16 protein-coding genes and 1 tRNA gene are annotated in these 19,302 nt (G+C 70.3%); 9 read left to right on the forward strand and 8 right to left on the reverse strand.

The window, feature by feature from the left end; translation table 11 throughout:
* Positions 1-14 precede the first annotated feature (14 nt).
* Positions 15-2,138 (reverse strand): SpoIIE family protein phosphatase, encoded by a 2,124-nt coding sequence (locus tag QP090_RS18085; RefSeq protein WP_285940146.1) that lies wholly within the window; start codon positions 2,136-2,138, stop codon positions 15-17.
* Between the two features lie 349 nt (positions 2,139-2,487).
* On the opposite strand from QP090_RS18085, the gene QP090_RS18090 reads away from it, so the two are divergent.
* From QP090_RS18090 to QP090_RS18100, 3 genes are all read left to right on the forward strand, one after another.
* Complete coding sequence (locus QP090_RS18090; RefSeq protein WP_285940147.1) at positions 2,488-2,979, forward strand: fluoride efflux transporter FluC; 492 nt, start codon at positions 2,488-2,490, stop codon at positions 2,977-2,979.
* A gap of 52 nt (positions 2,980-3,031) precedes the next feature.
* Positions 3,032-3,394: a fluoride efflux transporter FluC gene (locus QP090_RS18095; RefSeq protein ID WP_285940148.1), complete on the forward strand. Its 363-nt coding sequence runs from the start codon at positions 3,032-3,034 to the stop codon at positions 3,392-3,394.
* 201 nt (positions 3,395-3,595) lie between these two features.
* On the forward strand, positions 3,596-4,204 hold the full coding sequence (locus QP090_RS18100; protein WP_285940149.1) for a hypothetical protein: 609 nt from the start codon (positions 3,596-3,598) through the stop codon (positions 4,202-4,204).
* 93 nt (positions 4,205-4,297) lie between these two features.
* On the opposite strand, the gene QP090_RS18105 is transcribed toward QP090_RS18100, so the two are convergent.
* Together QP090_RS18105 and QP090_RS18110 are read right to left on the reverse strand one after the other, a co-directional pair.
* Positions 4,298-4,501 carry a hypothetical protein gene (locus QP090_RS18105; RefSeq protein ID WP_285940150.1) on the reverse strand — a complete coding sequence of 68 codons (204 nt, stop codon included), beginning with the start codon at positions 4,499-4,501 and terminating at the stop codon, positions 4,298-4,300.
* A gap of 91 nt (positions 4,502-4,592) precedes the next feature.
* Positions 4,593-4,958 (reverse strand): DUF488 domain-containing protein, encoded by a 366-nt coding sequence (locus tag QP090_RS18110; RefSeq protein WP_285940151.1) that lies wholly within the window; start codon positions 4,956-4,958, stop codon positions 4,593-4,595.
* Between the two features lie 410 nt (positions 4,959-5,368).
* On the opposite strand from QP090_RS18110, the gene QP090_RS18115 reads away from it, so the two are divergent.
* Positions 5,369-5,442, forward strand: a tRNA-Leu gene (locus QP090_RS18115).
* A 67-nt stretch (positions 5,443-5,509) separates the two neighbouring features.
* On the opposite strand, the gene QP090_RS18120 is transcribed toward QP090_RS18115, so the two are convergent.
* Together QP090_RS18120 and QP090_RS18125 are read right to left on the reverse strand one after the other, a co-directional pair.
* Positions 5,510-5,860, reverse strand: a complete 351-nt coding sequence (locus QP090_RS18120; protein WP_285940152.1) for a hypothetical protein — start codon at positions 5,858-5,860, stop codon at positions 5,510-5,512.
* 412 nt (positions 5,861-6,272) lie between these two features.
* Positions 6,273-9,371: an AfsR/SARP family transcriptional regulator gene (locus QP090_RS18125; protein ID WP_285940153.1), complete on the reverse strand. Its 3,099-nt coding sequence runs from the start codon at positions 9,369-9,371 to the stop codon at positions 6,273-6,275.
* 1,742 nt (positions 9,372-11,113) lie between these two features.
* On the opposite strand from QP090_RS18125, the gene QP090_RS18130 reads away from it, so the two are divergent.
* From QP090_RS18130 to QP090_RS18140, 3 genes are all read left to right on the forward strand, one after another.
* Positions 11,114-11,557, forward strand: a complete 444-nt coding sequence (locus QP090_RS18130) for a hypothetical protein (RefSeq protein WP_285940154.1) — start codon at positions 11,114-11,116, stop codon at positions 11,555-11,557.
* A gap of 515 nt (positions 11,558-12,072) precedes the next feature.
* The gene (locus tag QP090_RS18135) at positions 12,073-12,849 is read left to right on the forward strand and encodes a heme oxygenase-like domain-containing protein (RefSeq protein ID WP_285940155.1); all 777 of its coding nucleotides are present in this window, start codon (positions 12,073-12,075) and stop codon (positions 12,847-12,849) included.
* A gap of 35 nt (positions 12,850-12,884) precedes the next feature.
* Complete coding sequence (locus QP090_RS18140; RefSeq protein WP_285940156.1) at positions 12,885-13,811, forward strand: DMT family transporter; 927 nt, start codon at positions 12,885-12,887, stop codon at positions 13,809-13,811.
* Positions 13,812-14,235: 424 nt separating this feature from the next.
* On the opposite strand, the gene QP090_RS18150 is transcribed toward QP090_RS18140, so the two are convergent.
* The gene (locus QP090_RS18150; protein ID WP_285940157.1) at positions 14,236-15,084 is read right to left on the reverse strand and encodes a LysR family transcriptional regulator; all 849 of its coding nucleotides are present in this window, start codon (positions 15,082-15,084) and stop codon (positions 14,236-14,238) included.
* 94 nt (positions 15,085-15,178) lie between these two features.
* On the opposite strand from QP090_RS18150, the gene QP090_RS18155 reads away from it, so the two are divergent.
* Positions 15,179-15,910 carry an SDR family NAD(P)-dependent oxidoreductase gene (locus QP090_RS18155; protein WP_285940158.1) on the forward strand — a complete coding sequence of 244 codons (732 nt, stop codon included), beginning with the start codon at positions 15,179-15,181 and terminating at the stop codon, positions 15,908-15,910.
* Between the two features lie 227 nt (positions 15,911-16,137).
* A complete protein-coding gene (locus QP090_RS18160) occupies positions 16,138-17,457 on the forward strand; it encodes a cation:proton antiporter (protein WP_285940159.1) in 1,320 nt (439 codons plus the stop codon).
* A 72-nt stretch (positions 17,458-17,529) separates the two neighbouring features.
* Here the strand turns inward: QP090_RS18160 and QP090_RS18165 are convergent, their stop codons facing one another.
* Together QP090_RS18165 and QP090_RS18170 are read right to left on the reverse strand one after the other, a co-directional pair.
* Positions 17,530-18,303 (reverse strand): ABC transporter permease, encoded by a 774-nt coding sequence (locus tag QP090_RS18165; protein WP_285940160.1) that lies wholly within the window; start codon positions 18,301-18,303, stop codon positions 17,530-17,532.
* Entirely contained in the window at positions 18,300-19,274 is a 975-nt protein-coding gene (locus QP090_RS18170) for an ATP-binding cassette domain-containing protein (RefSeq protein ID WP_285940161.1), read from the reverse strand. The genes QP090_RS18165 and QP090_RS18170 overlap by 4 nt, the downstream gene beginning before the upstream one ends.
* Positions 19,275-19,302: the final 28 nt, after the last annotated feature.

Here is a 19,302-nt window from a genome sequence, read left to right on the forward strand (position 1 = left end):
GGACGCCGATAGAGTCAGGCGCCGTTCAGCGGTGCGTGCACGGCGAGGATCGTCACGTCGTCGGACTGCTCGTAGCCGGAGAGCAGCCGGTCGACCAGGTAGTCGACGAGCCGCTCGGGGTCGGCCGCCTCCTCCGGCGGCAGCTCGGCGGCGGCGGCGACCAGGTCGTCGAGGCCGGTGTCGACCCCGCGCCGCCGGTTCTCGACCAGCCCGTCGGAGTACAGCACCGCGGTCTCGCCCGGGTTCAGCGAGAACGCCGCCTGCTGCCGGGTGCTCGGCCAGCCCAGCGGGGTGCCGGGCTGGATGTCGCTCAGGTAGGGGCGGTCCCCGGCCGAGAGGATCAGCGGCGGCGGATGGCCCGCGCTGCTGTAGACGCCCTTCCCGGTGTCGGGGTCGATGACCAGGTAGGCCAGCGTGGTGAACTGCTCGGCGTGCTCGGTCGCGCTGAACAGCCGGTCGAGGCCGGACAGCACCGCCGCGGGCCGCGGGTCGTTCAGCGCGAGCGCGCGCAGCGCGTTGCGCACCCGGCCCATGATCGCCGCGGCCAGCACGCCCTTGCCCATGACGTCCCCGACCACGATCGCCAGCCGGCCGTCCGGCAGCGCGAACACGTCGTACCAGTCGCCGCCGACCTGCACATGCCGGGTCACCGGGTTGTAGCGGGCGGCGAGCCGCACGTTCGGGAGCTGCGGCAGCTCGCTCGGCAGCAGGCTGCGCTGGAGGTCCTCGGCCGTCTCGTGCTCGCGCTCGAACAGCAGGGCGCGTTCCACCGCGAGCGCGCACTGGCCCGCCAGGGCCTCCAGGAACACCCGCTCGTCCTCGGTGATCTGCCGCGGCCGGTCGAAGGAGAAGCGGAGCGCGCCGATCGTCGCGCCCGCCGCCAGCAGCGGCAGCCCCACCCAGGCCCGCTCGGGGGGATCGGGGGCGAAGCAGGCCGTTTCGTCCCGGCCGAGTTGCAGGCGCAGGCTGGCCGGGCTGTCGGCGAAGAACGGGCGGGCCTCGCGGGCCGCCACCGACATGACGGTCTGCTCGCCCACCGCGACGTCGTCGACGTCCATCCCGCGCGCCTGGGCCTCGCCGCCCCCGCGCCCGGGCGCCGGGACGACCACGTCGAGCCGCAGCCCGTCGTCGTCGAGCAGCGCGACCGCGCAGTGGTCGGCGCCGACCGCCGACCGGCCGACCTCGGTGATGACCTGCACCACCTGCGCGACCGTGAGCGCCTCGGCCAGCATCGAGGTGGCCTGCTGGAGCCGCGAGGTGCGCAGCGCCGCCGCCGACAGCTGCTCGGTCAGCCGCCCGCGCATCTCCTCGGCCTCACGCTGCCCGGTGACGTCGGTGTTGGCGCCGACCCACTCGACCACCTCGCCGCCCCGCCAGATCGGCACGGCCCGCAGGTCGAAGTGGCGCCAGCTCCCCATCCGGGTGCGGATCCGCGACCCGGCCTCCAGCACCGTCCGCTCGCGCAGGCTCTGCCGCCAGGCCGTCTCGACCAGGACGCGGTCCTCGGGGTGCACCGCCGCGAGCCAGCCGCCGGCCAGGTACTCCTCGGGCGTCTGCCCGGTCACCGCGCGCCACTGCGGCGCGTCCTCGGTCACCGCACCCGACGGGCTGGTCACCCACACGATCTGGGAGGTCGCCTCGATCAGCGACCGGTACCACTCGGCCCGCCGCGTGACGGCGTCCTCGGTGGCGCGGCGCTCGGTCGCGTCGGACGCGATGAGGGCGACGCCCCGCACCGTGCCGTCGGCCGCCGGGACCGGCAGGAAGGAGCAGATCCAGTAGCGCGGGCCCGCGGCCCGGTCGCCGTCCGCACCGTCCGGGGACGGCTCGATGCGCAGCTCCAGGTCGGAGACCGGCCGCTTCTCCCGCAGGGCCGCCAGCAGGGACGTCTCCAGCGCCCCCGCGAAGCCCGCGTCGAGCACCTCGGCGGGCCGCCGCCCGATGAGCCGTGCGGCGTCGCGTCCGGCGACCGGGCCCAGCGCGGCGAGCAGCGCCTCGTTGATCCGGCGGAAGCGCAGCTCACCATCGAGGTAGGCGACCCCGAGGGGCGCCCGCGTGATCAGCATGGTGAACAGCGCCGAGTCGCAGACGTCCTGGTCGGCGGCACGCGGGTACGGCGTGGAAGCGTCGATGCTCATCCTCGGTGGCCCTCCTCGTCGCCTGGCCGCCGCAGGAAACGCGGGTCATCACCGTGGATCTGGCGATCCAGCGCTGCTCCGCCGTCGTCTCACGACAGGGACCGTTGGCGGTATCTCCGCGGTCGTCGGCGGGCCCCACCGCCGGGCTACGTTCCTTACAGTAGCGCCGAAGGGCGGCGACCGCCCCGCAAGCACCGCCTTCGGTTCCCGGTGGCTATCATGGATCCCGGCCCCGCAGGACGGGGCCGTGGCGGTGGGGCCCGCCACCTCCGCGGATGCGGGGACGACCGCGGCGACCGCCGCCAACGGTCCCTACCAGTGAAGATCGTCCATCCTGGTAGGAGGAGCCGTGCCCGAGCCCCGTCCCGTCGCCGTCGATCCCGACATCGACCTGCACGTTCCGAGGCAGCGCCGCGAGCTGCGCCGCGCGCCGTGGGCGACGCTCTCCGCGATCTCGGCGGGCGGCGTCGCCGGATCGCTGGCCCGGTACGGCCTCTCCGAGGCGTTCGGGCGCGGGCCGGGCGGGTTCGCCTGGGCGACGTTCTCCATCAACGTGTCCGGGTGCCTGCTGATCGGCGCACTGATGGTGGCGATCACCGAGGTCTGGCGGGCGCACCCGCTGACCCGCCCGTTCCTCGGCGTGGGGGTGCTGGGCGGCTACACCACCTTCTCCACCTACATCGTCGACTTCCAGCGGGCCCTCCAGTCCGGGTCCCCGCGCACCGCGCTGGCCTATCTCGCGGCCACGCTGTTCTGCGCGCTGGCCGCCGTCCACGCCGGAGTGCATCTGACCCGCCTGCTGACCCGGCGCTTCCGCCGCTCCCCCGAGGACCCGTCATGACTCCCCCCGCCTGCACGCCGCAGCGCCCTCGCCCGATCGAGGCGGAGGGCCGGTGACGACCCTGCTCGTCGCCCTGGGGGCCGCGTTCGGCGCGCCGCTGCGGTACCTAACCGACCGCGCGGTGCAGTCCCGCCACGACACCGTCTTCCCCTGGGGCACCTTCACCGCCAACATCGCGGGCTGCGCTCTGCTCGGCTTCCTGGCCGCGCTGCCCGCCGGCTCGGCGCTGATGGCCGCCGCCGGGACCGGCTTCTGCGGAGCGCTGACCACCTACTCCACCTTCAGCTACGAGACGCTGCGGCTGGCCGAGGAGGGCGCCCGCCTGTTCGCCGTCTTGAACGCCGCCGCCGGCATCGGCACCGGGCTCGGCGCCGCCTACTGCGGCATGGCCCTGGCCGCGGCCGTCACGGCCTGACCGCTCGGTCCGCCCCGGGCGATTATCGCCTTGATAGCTGAACGATAGCGCTGCGAGACAGGATCGGCGCACCGGATGAATGACGGGCGCAGCACTTTCGGATCTGAAAGGAGAAGAGTCTCGGAGTGGCTCAGCGTTGCGTCACCCCGCCGAACCCGTATTCGTTCGCTCCCGCATGATCGAAACATTCCAGGAGAGTCAATGCAGATTCCCGCCAAGACCGGCCGTGGACGGGGGACCGTCACCGGCGGTCTCATCGCCGCGACGGTGATCGGTGGCCTGTCCCTCGCGGCGGCGGCGCCCTCGGCGGCAGCCGCGCCGGCGACCCCCGCGGCGGCCACCACGGTGACCTCCACCACGGCGAACGGCCCCGCCGTGAAGAAGATGCCTTGGAAGAAGGGCGCCAACTACATCAACGGGTACAGCAAGAAGTGCCTGAAGAGCTCCAAGAAGGGCAAGGTGTCCGCGAACACGACGTGCAAGAAGTACAAGGGCGCTCAGCCTCCGTACGTCTGGTACGCCGCGACGCCGGACAAGAAGATCAGCCAGCTCCGCAACCGGCTCACCGGCAAGTGCCTGGCGGCCAAGAAGACCGGAACGCTGTACACCAAGAAGTGCACCTCCGGAAAGCAGTTCCAGTGGACGAACTCCACCTCGACCCATAAGAAGGTCCTGGTCAACCGGAAGTACGGCACCTATCTCTTCCAGACCTACCCGGGGGGCTCGCTGGAGTTGAGCACCGGTTACGGGGGAAGCCCGGGCGGCATGTACAACAAGGCTTGGAACTGGAATACCGTCGCCCAATGGTAGGTCGTTGAGCTCGTACCGCGGCCGCCACGGGGCATGATCCTGGGCGCCTCGGCACGGACCGGACCGGCGGCCGGGCCATCGCCCGGCCGCCGGTCAGTCGCTCGGTGAGCCGAAGCCGCCGGCGGCCTGCGACAGCTCGCCGGCGGGCAGCAGGAGGACCTGGACGACCAGCGTCAGGCCCCCGGTCGTCCAGGTCCGCCGGAGCCGGCCAGGGCCGGACCCCCGCACCGAGCGGCCCGGCCGGGTGGCCGTCCTGCGCGCGGGGACGTCCTGTGGATCCCGACCGGCTGGCGGCATTCGGGGAGCAGCGGGAACGAGCCGAGCCTGCACGTGACGTTCGCCGCCTGGACCACCCGGCTCGTTGACCTAGGGCACGCCATGGTCTCGGTCAGGGGCGGATCATCTCCGCCAGTACGGCGGCCTGGCTGATGGCGACGTCCTTGGTGGCGGTGAGCAGGGTCACCGGACGGTCGCGGGCCAGGTCCCGCAGGTGGGTCAGGGCTTCCGCGCGTTCGGCGTCCCGCAGTTCGGACCGGTAGCGGCGACTGAACTCGGCGAACCGCTCCGGGTCGTGGGCGTACCACTTGCGCAGTTCCGTGGACGGGGCGACCTGCTTGCACCACTCGTCCAGGTGGGCCTTCTCCTTGCTGAGCCCACGGGGCCACACCCGGTCCACCAGGACCCGGACGCCGTCCGCACCCGCCGGTTCGTCGTAGACGCGGCCCAGCCTGACCTCCGCCTTCTCGGTCGCCATGACGCCCCCTCCTTCGTCCGGTGTCCCTGATTCATGCCCTTCCGGACGGTCATCCACAACCCGACCCCGCCCCGGATGCCACGACCGGGAGAAGGACTGGCATGGACGAGCCCACGCACCTGATCGAGTACGAGACCATGCCGCGGTCCGGGCTGGTCGAGCGGATCCCCGATCCCGAGCGGGCGTCCCCGCGTGCTCAGCCGGGATGGCGACCTCCAGGTCGGCGCACGGCAGCCCGCCGTCCACTCCCCGCCGGACCGGAAGGGATCTCCATTCACGAAAGAATTATATCAATTCGATGAATTCTTTCGGCAGCGGGGCGCACTCGGACAAGCCCCGTCCCCGCACCGTCCAAGTAATCAAAGATATGGACGATATGGCGTGCTCCATGGTTAAAATCGAGCACGCACGCCCCCTTGGCCCAAATGGCAGAGGCAGTCCCCTTAAAAGGGACCAGTTGTCGGTTCGAATCCGACCGGGGGCACTGCTCCCCCGTCCTCGGTGCGAGGGCGGGGCACGCGCGAGATCCCGCCGCGGGACGCCGCGGAGCACTAGTGGCCGGACCATGCGGGATCGCGCCTCTCCGCGAAGGCCCACGGCCCCTCGACCGCGTCACTGCTGAGCTTGCGGTGTCCCTCCCGGGTGCAGCGGGACGAGGACGCCGCCGGCGGCAAGGCCAGGGCTCGCGGCGCCGGGCGCAGCATCGCGTCGATGGGACGCGAACGGGCGCGCGGAGAGCGCGGCACGCCCCGGAGGAAAGTGCCCTGGTCGATCTCGTGGCTCTCAATGGCCGCCTGGGGCCGGGCGCGTTCGGCCGCGAGCCGGTCCGTCCCGGCGCGGTCCTCGTCGGCGACCGGCTCGGCAATGACATTCGACCTGAGGGGCGGCGGCTCATCGGCCATCTGCGAACTGCCTCCCGGGAGGATATATAGAGGGACGGCCTCGAAATCCGCCATGCCGGGGCGGGCCCGCCCGCGGGGTGCGCGACGATGGGCAAACGGACGATACTCCGAGTGTCCTGCCCACGGCTCGGTGTTCAACTGTGCATGGGCGGCAGTTGAACACCGGTGGCCGGACGGCCTCCGCACCGGTATTGGAGCAAGGTGCCGTGCCCATCACCAGAACGCCTGACCGGACCGGACGGATCCCCGCGCCGGGCGAGCCCGCCCGGCGCCCATACCGTGTTCCCGAAGGGAAATGACCGGCGTTTCATGCCTTTCTTCGAGACCGAACAGGGACAGAGGGGAGCACGGGGCGACGTCCATGGAGACGTGAACAAACATCCCTGGGGCACGCCGAACCACGCCGCGCCGTTCAGGCGGTGATGCCCCCTCGCTCGAGGCGGTCCTCGACGCAGGACGCACCGGCATGGTCGGAGATCCGGTCGAACAGCTCGCGGGCTTCCGCCCTGGTGGTCCGGGCCGCCTCGCGGTCGGCGGCGGCGGCGTGGGCGTCACCGAGAGTGCGCAGCGTCCGTGCCAGATGGGGGACCCAGCCGCGAGTGCGCCAGGTCTGCGCCGAGCATTCGAGGCACATGATGGCCGCCCGCACGTCCCCTTCGATCAGGTTCAGCTCTCCGAGCACGCCGAGCGCGTCGGCGAGGTAGTGGGAGAAGTTGCCCGCCTGGCTGTGGGCCAGCGTGAGCTCGAGGGTCGGCCTGGCCCGGTCGTCCCCCGTGGCGACGAACAGCTTGGCGAGGTGGAGCAGCGAGAACGTCTCCAGGTAGCGGTCGTCCAGGTCCCGCGCCATCACCACGGACTCGTCCAGCAGCTTCTTGCCGCCCGCGCCGTCACCGCACATGGCCCGCGCCGCGCCGAGGGACTGCACGACCGTCGTGACGAAACGGGGGTTGCCGAGCCGGTGCGCGACCAGCAGCGCGCGCTCAAGGCACGCGACGGCGCGCTGCGGTTCGTCCTCCCCGTGCACGATGGCCATGACGTGATGGGCCCGCGCCTGCCCGGCGAGATAGCCCGCCTCGTGCGCGAGGCGCAGAGCGCGCCGCGCCAAGGTGAGTGCTTCGCACCTGTCTCCTTCGGCCACCCGGCCCCAGACCATCGCCACCATCGCGTCGACCATCCCGGCTTGGTCGCCGAGCTCGGTGAACAGGCCGAGGAGCCGGGCGGCCGACCTGCGCAGCCGGGCCATCGCCGGTCCGGGGCCGGATTCGGGCCCGGCGGGGGACGTCCAGGCGGTGACTTCGAGCAGTCCGCGCAGCAGCACCGCCTCACCCCGCTTGTCGCCCGTCTCCTGGCACAGCGTCAGCACCCGTTCGTGCATATGGCGCCAGTCGTCGTAGATCCCGCGGGCATCGCAGAACCTCTCCATGGAGGCCGCCAGGTCCCAGGCGAACTCGGTGAGCCGCAGCTCGCAGGCGTGCGCGACCTCGGACACCAGCGCCGCCCGCTCGGCGGTGAACCAGCGCACCGGGTCCGCCAGCAACCGCGCGGTGGCGGCGGCCGGCAGCGGCCACCGCGGGGCGGAGCCGTGCATGGCCGCGTAGCAGGGCCCGGATATGCGCTCCGCGGCCTGCTCGGCCAGCGCCAGCCATCCCCCGAGAGCGCGGTGCAGCGCGGACGCCCGCTGCGCCGCCGGCTCCTCGCTCTCGGCGCGCTCCCGCGCGTACAGCCAGAGCAGGTCGTGGACCTTGTACCGCAGCTGGCCCGTCTCGTCCTCGCCGGCGACGCCGACGAGGTGAGCGTCGATCAGCAGCTCGAGATGATGCTGCGCCTCGGGGACGGACACGTCCAGCAGCGCGGCGACCGCCCAGGACGCGAGGTCGGGCGCGTTCAGCAGCCCGATCAGCCGGAACGCGCGCTGGGTCTCCGCGGGGAGCAGCCGGTAGCTCATCTCGAATCCGGCCCGCACCTCCAGGTCGCCGGCCACGAGTTCGTCGAGGCGGCGCCGCTCCTCGCCGAGCACATCGGCCAGGTGCGACAGCGTCCAATGCCGGCGGCCCAGGAGCCGGGCCGCCGCGATGCGCACCGCCAGCGGCACGTTGCCGCACAGCCGCGCGATCTCGACCGCGACGTCCGCCTGGCCCGCGACGCGGTCCGCGCCGACGATGTTGGTGATCAGATCCACCGCCTGGGCGGAGGGCAGCACGTCGAGGTTCAGCAGCTTCGCCCCCTCCAGGCCGATGAGACGGTTGCGGCTGGTGATGAGCACGGCCGCGTCCGGCGTACCGGGCAGCAGCGGCCGTACCTGGTCCTCCCCGGCGACGTTGTCGAGCACGACGAGCGTCCTGCGCCCGGCCAGGCGGCTCCGGTACAGCGCCATGCGCTCGTCCAGGGACGACGGAATGTCGGCGCCGGCCGTGCCGAGGGTGCGCAGGAACCTGCCGAGCACCTCCCCCGGCTCGGCCGGGGTCACCGAGTCGCCGTGCAGGTCCACGTACAGCTGGCCCCCGGGAAAGGAGTCCGCGACCTTGTGGGCGACGTGCACGGCGAGCGTGGTCTTGCCCAGCCCGCCCATCCCCGCGACGGTGGCGACGGCCACCGTCCGATGGCGCGAGGCGCCCGCCCCCCCGCTGAGGACCCCGGCTAGCTCCGCCACCTCCACGGCCCGGCCGGTGAAGTCGGGGATGTCGGGCGGAAGCTGGGCGGGCACCGGGGCGGCCTGCGGCTCGGACGCCGCGTCGCCGAAGCCGTCGAGTGGACGGCCCGCGGACAGGACGCGCATGTGCGCGAGCTGCACCTCCTCGCTCGGCTCGACGCCGAGTTCGGCCAAGAGATGCTTGCTGAGCCGCCGGTACGCCTGAAGCGCCTCGGCGGGCTGTCCGCTCGCCTTCAGCAGGTCGATGAGGGCGGCGTGTAGCAGTTCGTCGAAGGGGAGCTCCTCTGCCAGCGCGCCGACCGCGGTGACCGCCTTCTCCGGGGAGCCCGCCTCCAGGGCCGAGGCGGCCAGGCCCATCGCCGCCTGCCGGATCTCGTCCTCGACGCCGCGCACCAGCACGTCCGACCGGTCGATCCGCGCCAGTCCGGCGAGCAGCGGCCCCTTGCGCTCCGCGAAGGCGGACGAGAGAAGGCGGGACCGCTGTTCCGGCCCGGGCAGGGCGCGCGCCTCACCGACGAGGCCCAGAAATCGGCCGAGGTCCGAAGATGCCGCCGGACGGCGCAGCAGATACCCGTCCTCATAGCTGACCGTGAACTGTCCGGTCCTGCCGCCGTCGAGCCGGCCCAGCCATTTCCGCAATCGGGAGACACCGACGTGGACCGATTCACGGCTCGTCTCCCTGGCCCGGTCGGTCCACACCAGCTCAGCGAGCCGCCTGGTCGGCAACGGCTCCCCGCGCGCCAGCAGCAGCACGCCCAATAACCCTTGCAGAACCGGAGAGCGGGGCGGCGCCACCACATTCCCGCCGACGCTGACCGCCAGCCGTCCGAGTACCTGGAACCGCACACCCTCTGCGGCCATGGTCTCGCCACCCCCCGCCGAACGATAACCAGAAGCCGCTCGGAGCGGCCCATATCAGGCAACTGACCTGATCAGCTGCGTGTGCGCTTTCCGCCCGGCACAGCCGTGACCGAACCTAAAGAGAACGGAAGGGATCGAGCGCCGGACACGGCGGTCCATGGCACGACGACCGGAGCGGACACCCACGCACCGCGGCCCGCCCTGCTCTTCGTCCCGGGGTCTCGACCCTGATCACCGTCTCCAGGCAGGAGCCGAGTGACCGGCGCCCGGTCTGCGGCACGGGGTCCTCCACGCATAACGTCGCATGCATACCGACCGCGCCGCCACGGCTCACCAGCGGGCGATGCCGCCCCGCGAACCGCCGAACAGCACGGCCCGCCACGGCGCCTGCCATGAGCACCGCTATATGTCGAAGGTGTCTTGGCGGGGGACGCCCTCACAGAAAGGGGATTCTCCATTGCGAGTCCACGGTTCCCGTACCCTCGGCAACTCTGAATGATCTTCGAAACCCGAAGGTAGCACAGCCTTCTAGGATTCATCATCCCTTTGCCTACAAGATTCGCGAAGGCAATAAAACTAAGACGTACCCATCTCCGTCTTGCAAGTAGTCTTAAATCGCCCACACCATGACAAATTAGCATCCTCTCGATGGAGATCACAACAAGACGTGCCGGTGGTGCGACAGTTGGTGATGCCCGACGCGCCGCCGCAGCCACCAGGTTTCCGCCAAACCTGACGCACTCTGACACCAGAAATGTTCACCAGGTAATGGTCCGGTCACTGCGAGTTGGCCGCGAACTCCCGGGACCCAAAATGGACCACCACCGCACACCGTTGCGAAGCACTGATCCGGACCCTTCGCCACCAAGCGGCAAAGACCGAGAGAGGCGCCCAGAACTGCCCCCTCCACACAGCACCCCAGATCCCGCACCGACCGGCGGAAGGTGAGCCGAGAGGGCACGTCCTGTCGCCGCCCCGTCATCACAGCGGCGCCCGCGCACGGTCCGAGCAGCTCAGCGATGACCGGTGGGGCCGAACATCGGTCACCCTCAGCACTGAGCCAATTGGTACCCAAATGTGCCTGATCGGATGTCAACCACAGGGGCCTGCAAAGCGTCGATCTCCATCGCCGAGCATCTCTCGTCCGCGCCCACGGGCTCCTCATCCGGGGCGACCAGCAAAAGGCCACCCCCACCGCAGCACCCCACCAAGCTCACGCGCATATTCACTGCACGTCCATGGCTTTACGGCACCGGCGGCTGCCCCAGGCGCCCCCGTCCGCCGGGGGCAGCGTGTTCTTGGGCGCGATTGAGGGCGTGCCAGCCCGAGAGCCGGGCGGGCTTGCCATTCTTGCAATGGAGCACCCCAGCAGGCGGTGCCCGTGGTCCAGGACGGCCGTCACACCGAGGCTCTGCATCCATCCAGGAGATGACACGGGTTCTGCGACACCCCGTCCTGCGAGAACGGAGGCCCGCCGGGCGCTCACCACAGATCTCGTGTCCGACCGCTTTGAGACGCGTGCACCATCTGCTCGCGCCCGGACGATCACGATTCGCCTCGCCCACACACAGGGGCGACCAAGTGTGACCGCCGCCACATACACCAGCCCCGCTCCGACGTACTCTCACCGTGATGAAGTCAACACGGACTGTAATCACTCTCGAGGGTCGGCCGAACGAGACCCCGCCGGCGCTCGCGGTCGCGGGCGTCGAGGAGTGAACGTGTCAGAGAAGGGTTGTGCAATGACCACCACCAACCATCACCGTGCGCCAATCGCGCGTGCCGCGGTCCTGGCGGCGAGCGCCGTCATCGGTGCCACCACGATGACCGCCATCCCCGGAATCGGCTGGAACGCCGCCGCCGCGAGCTCCGACTCCGCGGCAGCACAGCACCCGACCACGGCCAAGGCCGCCCCCTGCTGGGCCAGCGGCGGCCGCTGGTGGTGCAACAACCGTCCCGGCGCGGCGGTGTGGGCCGGGAAGGGCCATACCATCGTCGGCAAGCTGAACACCGGGAGGAACTGGTTCAGCTACCGGTGCGAGGGCGGCCGCAACAACAACGGACCGCACCCGACCCGGTGGGCCTTCACCAAGGCCGACAACGGCCGCTGGGGATGGGTGAAAGACGGCGACATCCTCAACGAAACCAACTCCCTGCCCAACCACGGGCGCTGCCGCTGGGAGTGAGGTCCCGCCGGACGCCGGGTAGTTTCCTCACCCGCCGTCGAGGCGGACCTCACGGGCTGATGGTGGATGCGCTCGTCCCCGCACAGATATCGGGACCTGGACGGTGCTGTCGAGTCGCCCGTCCTGGTCGGGCGGGCGCTCGAAACCGATTGTGGTCGGTCCGGCCGTGCGCCGCCCGCGGCCGGACCGACCATGGATCCCCACCAACGGCACGCTTCTTTGTTGCCGTTGCCTGTCGCACTCCGGGGTGGGCAGCAGGTGCAATGAACGGGCATCCCCACCCCCATCGCGGACGAGACCAGGGCGCCATTCACTTCTGGGCCCCTTCGGCAAGTTGATCAATTAGAGCACCCCCACAATGACCCGCACACCGGACAAATGACATCATGCTCGCGATCTTGAAATGGCCGCACCCCAAAGGACCATGGCCATCTTCTTGACACGAAGATGCAATCACGTATTCTCCTCATATCAAGTCGAGTCAATCAATTGATCACCTTCAGGGGATGAATCACATGACTGCGATCAATGCACTTGCCCCCACCGCCGACGAACTCGATCTAGAACAAGGACGCCTGTTCGAGAAGCTGCCCGGACGCTCCGACACGTCGATCGCACGATTCTGCGATGAGCTGCACAAACTGCCGAGATCCTCATACGCAGAAGCCCTGCTGGGAATGGGTCATCTCTACGAGGCCTTCGACCTGATGTTCGCGATCATTGCTTCCAGCGTCCAGGCCACTCATGACGTCTCCCCGTACGACGCGCGCTACGTCACGATGCAGAACGTCCTACAGCCATTCGCTTCAGAGTACGGAATAGAACCCGGACGGCCATTGCAGAACACGCATCGCAAACTCTACGCAGAGTTCTACGAGTCCGCCACCGGAGAGCCCTGGCCCGCTCTGTATCCGGCACATTCTTCAAGTAAATGGCTGGCGTGCGGTCGCCACTGGACCAAGGTCATGGTCGAGCGTCTCCAAGGAGATGATCTCGACCTCTGCCAGCGAGCGAAGTACAACCTCGGCTATCACTGGGCAGTTGAAGCACTCTCGGTGGGAGAATTCGACCATCTGACTGCGGCCTGGCAATCACTCGGCTTCCATGCACCCTATATGGACGCGCACTGCGAGGTCGAGGAAGAGCATGCCGGATGCGCGATCGGAGCGGTGGTCGCGTTCTCCTCCGTCGAGGATCCCTTGGTGGTCAAGGGCGCCCGAGACCACGAGAGCGACCTGGCAGGATTTTACGACCAGTGCACAGAATTGATTTCCGGCACACCGTCGATCTAGTTTCTCACCGAGTGGTGGACCATCGGGGACAACGCGTGGGGAATTCGATTCAAGCCGGTCCGACGGCGGCCGATGATGCCGCGCCGTGGCGTGCACTGGGGCTCGGGCTGATCGCGTTGGTGTGCTTCAGCCTGACGCTACCCATGACCCGGTTCGCAGTGCCCGCGTTCGGCCCGGAACTCGTGGGCCCGGGACGGTCGCTGGTCGCGGCGATGGCAGCCGTGCCACTTCTCATCGTGCTGCGCCGTCCGTTGCTTCCCCCGAAAGCGGACCTGGGTCCCGTCATTGTGGTAGCGCTGGGATCGGTGGTGGGATTCCCGTTCCTGACCGCTTTGGCCCTCCGCAACGTGCCGGCCAGTCATGCCGCCGTGACGATCGCGTTCCTTCCGGCGGCGACAGCGATCATGGCCGTACTGCATGCACGGGAGCGGCTGGCTCCCAGATTCTGGCTGTGGTGTGCCGGCGGCACGCTGCTTACCGTGGGCTACCTGGCGCTGGACACACGCGGTGGCCTCGAGGCAAGTGACCTGGAACTGGTGGGAGCCGTCCTGCTCTGCGCACTCGGCTACGTCGCGGGCGGCATGCTCACCCGGCGGACACCGGCTTGGCTGACCACGTGTTGGTCGGTCATCGTCGCATCTCCGCTGGTGCTGGCCGTCGTCCTCGCGTCTCACCATGAGGTGCCACATCTCACGGCGAAAAGCGTTCTGGCAGTCGTTTACCTAGGGCTCGGAAGTTCGCTTATCGCCTTCTTCTGCTGGTACCAGGCGTTGGCGATCGGAGGGATTGCGAAAATTGGGCAGATCTCACTGCTCCAACCTCTGCTGACCATGCTGTTCGCCGCGCTGATACTGGGTGAGCAGCTCAACACACTGACGATCTTGATGGGGTTCACCGTGGCCATCACGGTCTTGATGGCCCAGCGGACACGGCAGACGATTCCTGTTTCCAACCCGTCCTGACCAGATTGACCTTGCTCGCCGACGACCCGCGCACGGCCCATCAGCGACACCGGCGGGCGTTGAGCCGGGCGGCGCGGCGCGTCAGGTGATCGCGCTCGGCGAGGTCGGTGCCTTTCGGGCCGCCTCGGCGTACAGCAGCGGACCGCGTCGACCAGCGCGTCCTGCACGGCGTCCTCGGCCGCCGCGAAGTCGGCTCCGCGGCGGACGAGGATCCCGAGCACGCTCGGCGTGAGGCTCCGAAGCAGGACCTCGTTCACTTGAGAGGTCACTCCGTGATGGTGTGCGACGCGGTGAGGAACGGGCGCACGTGGGCCGAGATCTCCTCCGGTGTCCACTGGTCCATGGCACGTCGTTCACCGAAGCCGGGGCTCCGCGGTAGTGCTCGAGCAGCCCGGACGTCGTGGGCACCGCTCACGAGGCAAGGCTAGAGACGGGTCGCAGTCCGAATGAGGTCGGCGAGGGCTCTCGACCGGCTGTGCGGTGGCCACGCGATCACGGTGGTGACCGTCGGCGCGTCCAGCACGGGCACGGCGGCGACGTCGCCGTGCAGTTGGGCCCGGCACGACTCCGGTAGGACCGCGCACGCGCGGCCGAGCGCAACCAGTTGCAGCAACTGCGCGTGGTCGCGGACCTGCGGGCCGGGTCCGGGCGGATAGGTGCCGTCGCGGTCGGGCCAGCGCGGCAGGGGCAGGCCTGGCAGCGCAATGATGTCGGCCATGTGCACGTGGGACCGGACGGTGAGCGGATGCCCGGCCGGCAGCACCGCGACCTCGTTCTCCGTGCTGAGTTCTTCGGTGTCGAACCCGGCCGTCGCGTCGAACGGCCGGTGCAGCAGCGCCACGTCGGCCCGGCCCTCGCGCAGGAGTCGTTCCTGTTCGGCCGGGCCGCACAGGGTGACCTCGACGGGGACCGCGCCTGGGTGGGCGGCATAGGCGTCGAGCAGTTTCGCCAGCAGCTCGCTGGACGCACCGGCTTTCGTGGCCAGGACCAGGCCGGGACGGCCGGTCGCGGCGAGCGCGGCGCGGCGGGTCCGGCGGTCGGCGGCGGCGATCGCGTCGAGGGCCGCCCGGCCCTCGGCCAGCAGCACCGAGCCGGCCTCGGTCAGCGTGACGGTGCGGCTGGTCCGATCCAGCAGCGCCGCCCCGAGCCGGCGTTCGAGCTGCTGGATCGCCCGGGACAAAGGCGGCTGTGCGATTCCGAGCCGCTTCGCGGCGCGCCCGAAGTGGAGCTCTTCAGCGACGGCGACGAAGTATCGCAGTTCCCGGGTCTCCACGCGGCCATACTAGCCGGGATCGATACCTGGGCGGTATCACTGCCCACCTGATCAGTGTTGGACCCCCGCCAAGGTCGGGGGCAGCATCGTTCCCATGAGTGAACGGACGGTTGCGCTGGTCACCGGCGCGAACAAGGGAATCGGGTACGAGATCGCGGCGGGCCTGGGCGCCCTCGGCTGGAGCGTCGGCGTCGGCGCCCGCGACGGTCGGCGCCGAGAGGTGGCGGTGGAGAGACTGCGCGCGGCCGGTGCCGACGTGTTCGGCGTTCCGCTGGACGTGACCGACGACGCGAGCGCGACCGCCGCCGCACGGCTGATCGAGGAGCGGGCGGGGCACCTCGACGTGCTCGTCAACAACGCCGGCATCACCGGCGGCCTCCCGCAGGAGCCCACCCGGGTCGATCCCGCCGAGATCCGGACGGTCGTGGAGACCAACGTGATCGGCGTCATCCGCGTCACCAACGCGGTGATGCCGCTGCTACGCCGCTCCACCTCGCCGCGGATCGTGAACATGTCCAGCAGTGTCGGCTCCCTCACCCGGCAGTCGGGAACCGGTGGCGAGCAGACGACGGGGCCGGTGGCCGTGGCGTACGCGCCGTCGAAGACGTTCCTGAACGCCGTCACCCTCCAGTACGCCCGGGAGCTGAGCGGCACGAACATCCTGATCAACGCCGGCTGCCCCGGCTACGTCGCGACCGACCTCAACGGCTTCCGCGGCGTGCGCACCCCCGAGCAGGGCGCGGCGATCGCCATCAAGCTCGCGGCCCTGCCCGACGACGGCCCGACCGGCGCGTTCTTCGAGGACGCCGGCGAAGTGCCCTGGTGATGTGCACGGGGCGTCGTCCCGGGCGGACGGATTCCACACCGCCCCACCCCGGACCGCCGGGCCACCGCAAGATCAAGCGCCGGTAAAACGGCTGGCCCGGAGGGCCTCTCGCCGTCCGGCACCAGCGCCGCTCGAACGGGTCATTAGCCCCTCACCACCGGGCCTGAACAGGATCGGCGGGAAACGACCGGCGATGCGGCCCCGCGAAGGGCCGTGGTGGAGGGGAAATGGAAGCTCACGTTCTCGCGGGCGCTGCCACCGACAAGAACCTCGAACTGGTCCTCGACGTCCTTCCGGCGCTGATCGTCATCCTTGCCGCGTCGGGCCTGTGCGGATGGCTGGCGCGATGGTTGTGGCAGCCCCGGGTGCTCGGCGAAATGGTGGCCGGGGTGCTGCTCGGCCCGACGCTGTTCGGATGGCTGTTCCCGGACGCGCAGGAGGCCGTCTTCCCCCACGAGGTGACACCGATCCTCTATGTGATCAGCACGATCGGGCTCACCCTGTACATGTTCCTGGTGGGCGCGGGCCTCGACCACGGCGGCGGGGAACGCGGCGGCGCGCGCCGGCCGGTCGTCCTGGCGATCTCGGGTATCTTCCCCGCGCTGATCCTCGGCGCCGCCGTGGGGTTCACCCTGTGGTCCCAGCTCTCGCGGGACGACGTCGGCCGGTGGCTCTTCGCCATATTCGTCGGCGGTGCACTGTCGCTGACCGCCTTCCCGATGCTCGCCCGGATCCTCTACGAGCGCGGCCTGCAGAACTCGCGGCTGGGACGGCTGTCGCTGCTCGCGGCCTCGATCGACGACGCGGCGGCGTGGTGCCTGCTGGCGGTGCTGAGCGCGGTGCACCTCGGCGACGGCAGCTCGGCGCTACGCACGATCGCCCTGTCGGTGCTCTTCGTGGCCGTGGCGCTGGGTGTGGTCCGCCCGCTGCTGCGGCCGCTGGGCCGTGCCGTCGCCCGCGCCGGGGACATCAGCCTCGGGCACACCTATGTCGTGTTACTGGTGCCGCTCGCCGCGGGCTGGCTGACCGACTGGATCGGTATCTACTCGGTGTTCGGCGGCTTCGTCGCCGGCCTGGCCATGCCGCGCGACGCGGCGTTCCGGCGGTTGCTGCACGAGCGCATGATGAACGTGGTGTCCACCTTGCTGCTGCCCGTCTTCTTCACCTTCTCCGGGCTCAACACCCAGCTGGGCGGGCTGACCGGCGGCACCATGCTGCTGTCGTTCCTGGCGATCCTGGCGGCGTCCTTCGCCGGCAAGTACTTCGGATGCGCGCTGGCGATGCGCGCGCTGGGGTTCAGCACACGCGAGTCGTACGCGGTGGGAGGGCTGATGAACGCGCGCGGCCTGATGATCCTGATCTTCATCAACATCGGGCTCGCCCAGGGGATCATCACCCGGGAGGTGTTCAGCATGCTGGTGCTGGTCGCGGTCCTCACGACCGCGGCGGCGCTGCCGCTGTACTCGCTGGCCCTGCCCCGGCGGCTGGAGGCGGAGCAGCAGCGCCCGGCCGCCCCGGAGCCGGAGAAGACCGCCGCCCCGGCCTGAGCGTGTGCACGGCCCGGTCCCGGGCCGCCGCGGTGAGACGGCGGCCCGGGATCCGGTGCCCGGCGGGCCCGGTCAGGCCTGCTTCTGGTAGACGCGGAACGCCAGGGTCGACAACCAGGCGCAGACCAGAGCGACGGCCAGCAGCCCCGCGCCGTGGGTCAGCACGAAGGACCAGTCGACGTGGTCGTCGAGGGTCTGCCGGCCGATCTCGACGAGCCAGTTCACCGGGTTGCCCCCGGCGATCGTGCTCATCCAGTCCGGCATCAACCGGCGCGGCACGAACGTGGAGGACAGGAACGCCAGCGGCAGCACCAGGAACTGCGCGATCGAGATCACCGACTCCTGGCTGCGGGTCACCAGGCCGAGGGCGTTGGACAGCGAGGCGAAGGCCACGGCGATCAGCGCCACGCAGGCCAGGAAGACCAGCATGATCAGCACGCCGCCGGGGAAGCGCGCCCCGGTGGCGAGCGCGATGACCAGGATGATCAGGCCCTGCAGGACCACCGACAGCGCCTGCTGGATCAGCCGCCCGGTGATGAGCGCGCCGCGCCGGACCGGGGTGACCAGGAACCTGTTGAGCGTTCCCTGCTCCATCTCCACGACGAAGACCATCCCGCTCCAGCCGCTGGCGAAGAGGGCCGTCATGGCGATGACGCCGGGGGTGAGGAAGCCGATATAGGAGTCGGTGGTGTGGGTGTCCTCCATGAGCGGGGCGAAGAGCTTGCCGAAGAGCAGCAGCCAGATGACCGGCTGGATGAGCGTGGCGGCCAGGTAGAACGGCTGGCGGACGAAGGCCCGCAGGTCGCGCACCGCCATGTGGTACGACTGGATCACCGCGGCGGTCATCGGATGTGTCCTTCCTGGACGCTGCGGAAGGTGCGGCCGGCGTGCCGGAGGTACACCTCGTCGAGGGTGGGCGCCGACAGCGTGACCGACGCCACCCGCAGGCCGGCCGACTCCAGCGCCGACAGCAGGGCGGGCGCGTTGTCCGCGCCGGCGTCGACGCGGGCGCCGATCTCGCGGCCGGACACCACGATGTCGTGCACGCCCTCCACATTGGACAGGGCGTTCCTGGCGGCCGTCTCCTCCGGCGGTTCGTTCAGCAGGACCTGGACCGAGTCGCCGTGCAGGGCCTTCTTCAGGCTCTCCGGGGTGCCGTGCGCGACGACCTTGCCCTGGTCGAGGATGGCGAGGGTGCCCGCCAGCTCGTCGGCCTCCTCCAGGTAGTGCGTGGTGAGGACGACGGTGATGCCGGTGGCCGCCATCGCGGCGATCTCCCTCCACAGCTCGGCACGGGCCTCGGGGTCCAGGCCGGTGGTGGGCTCGTCGAGGAACAGCACGCGGGGCTGGTGCACGAGCCCCATGGCGACGTCCAGCTTGCGGCGCATGCCGCCGGAGTAGGTCTTGACGAGGCGGCCGGCGACGTCGCTCAGGCCGAACCGCTCGAGCAGGCCGTCCACGTGTTCGCGGAGCCCGCCGCCGCCCAGGCCGTACAGCCGGCCCTGGAGGACCAGGTTCTCCCTCCCGGTGGCGGCCGGGTCGACGCCGGAGCTCTGGGCCACGCAGCCTATGTGCCGGCGCACCTGCGCCGGATCGGACAGGACGTCGCAGCCCGCCACCCGCGCGGTGCCGGAGTCCGGCCGGGTGAGGGTCGTGAGGATCTTGACGGTAGTGGACTTGCCCGCCCCGTTGGGGCCGAGCAGGCCGAAGACGGTGCCGGACGGTACCGAGAAGGTGACGCCGTCCAGGGCGCACACGCCGTTCGGGTAGGTCTTGGCGAGGTCGCTGACCTCGATGGCCAGGTTCTCTCCGGACATGACGGATCTCCCGCGGTGTTGCTCGGCG

The sequence above is a fragment of the Actinomadura xylanilytica genome, from assembly GCF_030283145.1.
Classification (GTDB): Bacteria; Actinomycetota; Actinomycetes; order Streptosporangiales; family Streptosporangiaceae; genus Spirillospora; species Spirillospora xylanilytica.

Bases quoted from the DNA above. Each gene is read 5' to 3' on its own strand.
- QP090_RS18155 (WP_285940158.1), top strand. From the start codon at position 15,179: ATGAGTGAACGGACGGTTGCGCTGGTCACCGGCGCGAACAAGGGAATC.
- QP090_RS18170 (WP_285940161.1), bottom strand. From the start codon at position 19,274: ATGTCCGGAGAGAACCTGGCCATCGAGGTCAGCGACCTCGCCAAGACC.
- QP090_RS18160 (WP_285940159.1), top strand. From the start codon at position 16,138: ATGGAAGCTCACGTTCTCGCGGGCGCTGCCACCGACAAGAACCTCGAA.
- QP090_RS18135 (WP_285940155.1), top strand. From the start codon at position 12,073: ATGACTGCGATCAATGCACTTGCCCCCACCGCCGACGAACTCGATCTA.
- QP090_RS18130 (WP_285940154.1), top strand. From the start codon at position 11,114: ATGACCACCACCAACCATCACCGTGCGCCAATCGCGCGTGCCGCGGTC.
- QP090_RS18100 (WP_285940149.1), top strand. From the start codon at position 3,596: ATGCAGATTCCCGCCAAGACCGGCCGTGGACGGGGGACCGTCACCGGC.
- QP090_RS18165 (WP_285940160.1), bottom strand. From the start codon at position 18,303: ATGACCGCCGCGGTGATCCAGTCGTACCACATGGCGGTGCGCGACCTG.
- QP090_RS18120 (WP_285940152.1), bottom strand. From the start codon at position 5,860: ATGGCCGATGAGCCGCCGCCCCTCAGGTCGAATGTCATTGCCGAGCCG.
- QP090_RS18105 (WP_285940150.1), bottom strand. From the start codon at position 4,501: ATGCCGCCAGCCGGTCGGGATCCACAGGACGTCCCCGCGCGCAGGACG.
- QP090_RS18085 (WP_285940146.1), bottom strand. From the start codon at position 2,138: ATGAGCATCGACGCTTCCACGCCGTACCCGCGTGCCGCCGACCAGGAC.
- QP090_RS18125 (WP_285940153.1), bottom strand. From the start codon at position 9,371: ATGGCCGCAGAGGGTGTGCGGTTCCAGGTACTCGGACGGCTGGCGGTC.
- QP090_RS18110 (WP_285940151.1), bottom strand. From the start codon at position 4,958: ATGGCGACCGAGAAGGCGGAGGTCAGGCTGGGCCGCGTCTACGACGAA.